Genomic DNA, 4,241 nt, shown 5'->3' with positions numbered 1-4,241 from the left:
GGGACAAAGCCGCAGCTTCTGCGGGCCGCAAGACGCTCAATCTGTCGAAACAGGCTCGTGCCGCCTGATCGTTCCTTTATTGTTCATGCCAAACGTTGTTTAGCGTACCATCCACACGATGGCCTCATATAGGGGGAAAGATACAGGGGGACCTGGCCGTCAGCGGCCATCATCAGCGGAAGCAGCAGGCGGCCAACCCGGCCATTGCCATCGCTGAACGGATGCACGGCCTCGAAATGGGCATGGGCGATGGCCATCCGGGTGATGAGGGACTGGGTCATCTGCTGCATCCCGTCGGCCTGCATGTAGTTCAGCGTGGCCTCCAGACAGGCTGCCACCTGATCGGGAGGGGGCGGGTTATAGGTCGAATAGGCGATATGCCCTGTCCCGCCGATCCAGACCACATCCCGGCGCAGGGTGCCGGGTGTCCCGCGATAGGCCGGGTCATGCTGCATGACCGCCTGATGGAGCGCCAGCACGGTGGGCAGGCGGAAGAGGGTCGGGCCTTCGCTAGAGGCCTGTGGCAGGAACTGTTCCAAGGTCCGCGCATAGTCGTGGACCTGCCGGGTGGCATGGGAAGCGCCCTGGTCGTCCTCATCGACCACCAGCAGCTCATTGAGGGTGCTGTGCGTGCCTTCCAGGGCGGAACTACTGAGGGCTTCCTGACGGCTCAGGACGCGGCTGATCAGGTACGGATCAGGCAGGGTGCGGGCGAGGGCGGCGATTTCACCCAGGGCGGACAGGGCCTGCCCATGGCGGGCGGCGGCATCGCCCAGCACAAGGCCCGCTTCAGGCGGCGACGGGGGCACGACCCCGTAATGCTGGGCATAGGGGGCGGGTAGCCGCTGCAGACAGTCCCGGATCCCGCCGGCCAGATCCTCACGCTTCATCCTGCCCAACCTTTTCCAGAGACCGGATTTTCCTAACATAATTAAGTTTTTTGTTAAAATATTAATCATGTTTGCCAGGAGTGGGCTCTTGCGCAAGGTTCTGCCACGTTGTGCGGGCGGCCGCAGGTGAGGTGGATGAAAAATCCCTTCAGCTTCCGAACCTGTCCGGTAATATGGATTACCGGACAGGCTGTTAACGCCTCATTCATGACACCCGCAGTTACCCAGGCATTTACCTGAAGCAGACATGTCCGCCTTCCAGACACGGATAATTCGCCTGCGGGCTGACATTCTGGACTTCATGCGCGATAGTGTAGTCGCGCGGACACCTCCACCGTTTCAATACGCAGTTGACCATTCAGGAAGGTTCCAAAGCGACAACGTCGGTCTGGTGCCGATGAACCATCACGCCCGACAATACGCTCACGCTAACAAAAAGGATCGCGAGTGTTTCAGGAAAAGTAGGAACCCGATGATCCCACAGGAAACCATACAGCAGAGCGAACAACGTCTCGAATAAAATCATCTGCCCGGCCAGTGTCATGGGGAGCAGGCGACTCATCCGGTTCCAGAAGGCATTACCCACGATCGACGCAAGGATTCCGATGCCGGTTGCAACCGCAATGAAGCGCGCCCAGTCAAGGGCGCTGTGTCCCGCCCATTCATGTATGCCGTGCATGATACCATCGTGATTGCCCGGCACCGTCAGCATGAAGGCCGGTCCAGCCAACAGCAGGGTGAGCACGCCGGTTGCGCCGCCCGTCAACAGACTCCAGTCATGGGAAGATATCTGGTGCAGGCGTTCCAGCCACTGTTGATTTAGAACGGCGAAAATAGTCCATGACACCAGAGCCAGAAGGGCGCAGAACCACCCGGTCACTTGTATGCCTATACCCCCCGGTGCAGCGTGTTCCAGCCTGCCCCAACTGGCACATGTAATACCTGCCAGGCCGAATACCAGCGTCGGAGCCAGCTTTCGCAACGGCACTGCATTCACGCCCCGGCTGCCTATCACGGTCAGCAACCCCGGCAACAATCCGATGATTAGCGACGTCATGGCAATGCCACTCAGCCGGACCGCATAGGATAGCAGGACATAATAGAGGACGTTGCCGAGCAGTCCGAGCCCGATCAATGCCCGCCATTCCCTTCTCCCGATGAGCGGTCCCAGCGTCTTCCAACGGGGTATCAGCATCAGTCCGGAAAAGAGGCCGTAAGCCAGATACCGCCCGGTGGACAGCTGCAGCGGTGTGAAGTCAGCCGCGAGTTCAGGTGCCAGGAAGGCCAATCCCCATAGCGCTCCCGCCGCCATTCCATATGCCAGCCCCATTCCCAACCTGCCAGGCGTCATCCCGCTATTCCTTTCGGTGTTTGTAGGAAGCATCATTCATTGATGGCGAATATGAAAGAGGACCACACAGGAGGCCAGGGTTTACGGCGGCGCTCGGAATCGCTCATTTCTGCTATCCGGAGCAGGGCAAATCAAACGTCCGCTGTCTGTGTGGGAGATAGCGAACAGCCCAAGATCGCCTCTTGTGCCTGCTGGCAAACGGTATGGCCGACTTTCCGTTGTCGGTTTAAGTTTCGACGTTGTTGCGAACTCATTTCGAACAAAAACTGCCTGAAGCGGACAGGCGACTTTATCACAGGTTTAATCCAAACAGGACTGAGCGGTTTCCCCCGCTTGTCGGCTCTATTGGATTGAGAGTGATAACGTCTCAACGAGATGATAATCCCATGATATGATACACTATGATGTTGTACTCCTCTTCATAAGCCGTAAGGCTTATGAAAGGATACACTATGGGCAATAGTGTAACAGGCCGGGCCTGAAACCGGCCGGCCTGTCCCGTGTCAGCGGCGGTTTTCCTGTCCGGGGCGGGGGACATGTGTTACACTTTTCGGGATCATATGCCCAGACCCGCGCCGAAGGCCCCTGTCCGGCCGCCTCGCCAGCTGTCGCTGTTCCCCGAAACGGCGGCGCTGGTGCGCGTGGACCCGGCCGCCAACTGCTGGCGCTTCTACCATCTGTCGCTGCAGCCCGACCTGTTCGGCGGTACCGCCCTGGTGCGGCAGTGGGGACGGATCGGGACGGCTGGGCGGCAGGTCTGCGAACTGCATCATGATGCCGGGCAGGCGCTCGACGCCCTCGCCCGCCAGCTTCGGGCCAAGCGCCGGCGGGGTTACCGCGACAGGACGGCCGGATGAGCGGCCCCTCAAAACCGGGACAGCGGGTGACCCCGGCCGGCGCCCCCGGCGGGATGCAGCTGTTCGACCACGACGGGAGCCGCAAATACCTCACGGTTGCCGAGCGCGCACGGTTCCTGCGCGCGGCCGAGCAGGCGCCGCGCGAGGCCCGCACGCTGTGCATGACCTTGGCCTGGTCGGGCTGCCGCCTGTCCGAGGCCCTCGCCCTGACGGCGGACCGGGTGGATCTCGCCGGCGGCGTGCTGGTGTTCGCCACGCTCAAGAAGGGGTCACGACACGAAAGTGTACTTTACGTACGCTTAGAGTGAACCCAACAAGAACGTTGAGGCTGTTCTGCTGAGAGTTCGATAGACAGTTGGCCGAGAAATAGAAAACAGTTCTGAAAGATCGCTGATGGAGTAATCGCCGGTATCATACATCCGGCGAAGCTCTTTTTGCTGACGTTCAGAAAGCTTGGATTTCTTTCCGCGTAGTTTACCTTTGTCGCGTGCAACGGCCATCCCTTCACGAGTACGCATCCGGATCAGATCGGCTTCAAACTCCGCGAAAGTCGCAAGGATGTTGAAGAACAACTTGCCCATTGGATCAGACGGATCGTGAATACTGTTCCCAAGTTGAAGCTTCACGCCACGGGATGCCAGGCTGTCGCCAATAAGCCGTGCATCAGGGACAGAGCGGGCCAGTCGATCAAGCTTTGGTACGACCAAAGTATCGCCACTACGAACAGCCGCCAGTGCCTGGTCAAGGCCGGCCCTTTCCCGGTTCGTGCCGGTGAAGCCCTTGTCGGTGTAAATACGATCGGCAGAAACACCGAGTTTGAGCAGTTCCTGATGCTGGGCCGCGAGATCCTGTTTGTCCGTCGAGCAGCGGGCATAGCCGATCATTATGTGTGTCATACGGGAAAGTGTAACGTATAAGGCCCCATGACTGCAAAACATATGGTACCACCTTTATGAGACACAGCACACGGCTGTATTCCATGACGTGTTGCACTTGTCCGGGACAGTCCGTCCAACGATCCCCTTCCGGACACATGAAGGAGACATCCGATCATGGCGCGGCGCCGTCTTCTGACCCGTGAAGCTCTCGCCCGACATTACGAGCCTTCTGTCGATGATCGCGAGATCACGAGACATTTTACAC

At 59.1% G+C, this 4,241-nt stretch carries 4 protein-coding genes and 1 pseudogene; 2 read left to right on the top strand and 3 right to left on the bottom strand.

Annotation, left to right across the window (positions count from 1 at the left end; all coding sequences use genetic code 11):
* Positions 1-83: 83 nt before the first annotated feature.
* Positions 84-890: a Fic family protein gene (locus OQZ28_RS17140; RefSeq protein WP_458136680.1), complete on the bottom strand. Its 807-nt coding sequence runs from the start codon at positions 888-890 to the stop codon at positions 84-86.
* Positions 891-1,248: 358 nt separating this feature from the next.
* A complete protein-coding gene (locus OQZ28_RS17135) occupies positions 1,249-2,241 on the bottom strand; it encodes a DMT family transporter (RefSeq protein WP_039732528.1) in 993 nt (330 codons plus the stop codon).
* A gap of 536 nt (positions 2,242-2,777) precedes the next feature.
* Here OQZ28_RS17135 and OQZ28_RS17130 point away from each other — a divergent pair.
* The gene (locus tag OQZ28_RS17130; protein ID WP_039732530.1) at positions 2,778-3,098 is read left to right on the top strand and encodes a WGR domain-containing protein; all 321 of its coding nucleotides are present in this window, start codon (positions 2,778-2,780) and stop codon (positions 3,096-3,098) included.
* Positions 3,095-3,364 (top strand): annotated as a pseudogene (locus OQZ28_RS17125) (site-specific integrase); the annotation flags it as partial. The gene OQZ28_RS17130 and the pseudogene OQZ28_RS17125, both read left to right, overlap by 4 nt.
* A 33-nt stretch (positions 3,365-3,397) precedes the next feature.
* Here OQZ28_RS17125 and OQZ28_RS17120 read toward each other — a convergent pair.
* Entirely contained in the window at positions 3,398-3,994 is a 597-nt protein-coding gene (locus OQZ28_RS17120) for a recombinase family protein (RefSeq protein ID WP_034927982.1), read from the bottom strand.
* Positions 3,995-4,241: the final 247 nt, after the last annotated feature.

It is taken from the genome of Komagataeibacter sp. NFXK3 (genome assembly GCF_054182245.1).
This window is presented reverse-complemented; position numbering and strand designations above follow the sequence as displayed.

Excerpts from the sequence above, each read along its gene's own strand:
- OQZ28_RS17140 (WP_458136680.1), bottom strand. The coding sequence starts at position 890 with ATGAAGCGTGAGGATCTGGCCGGCGGGATCCGGGACTGTCTGCAGCGG.
- OQZ28_RS17135 (WP_039732528.1), bottom strand. The coding sequence starts at position 2,241 with ATGACGCCTGGCAGGTTGGGAATGGGGCTGGCATATGGAATGGCGGCG.
- OQZ28_RS17130 (WP_039732530.1), top strand. The coding sequence starts at position 2,778 with ATGTGTTACACTTTTCGGGATCATATGCCCAGACCCGCGCCGAAGGCC.
- OQZ28_RS17120 (WP_034927982.1), bottom strand. The coding sequence starts at position 3,994 with ATGACACACATAATGATCGGCTATGCCCGCTGCTCGACGGACAAACAG.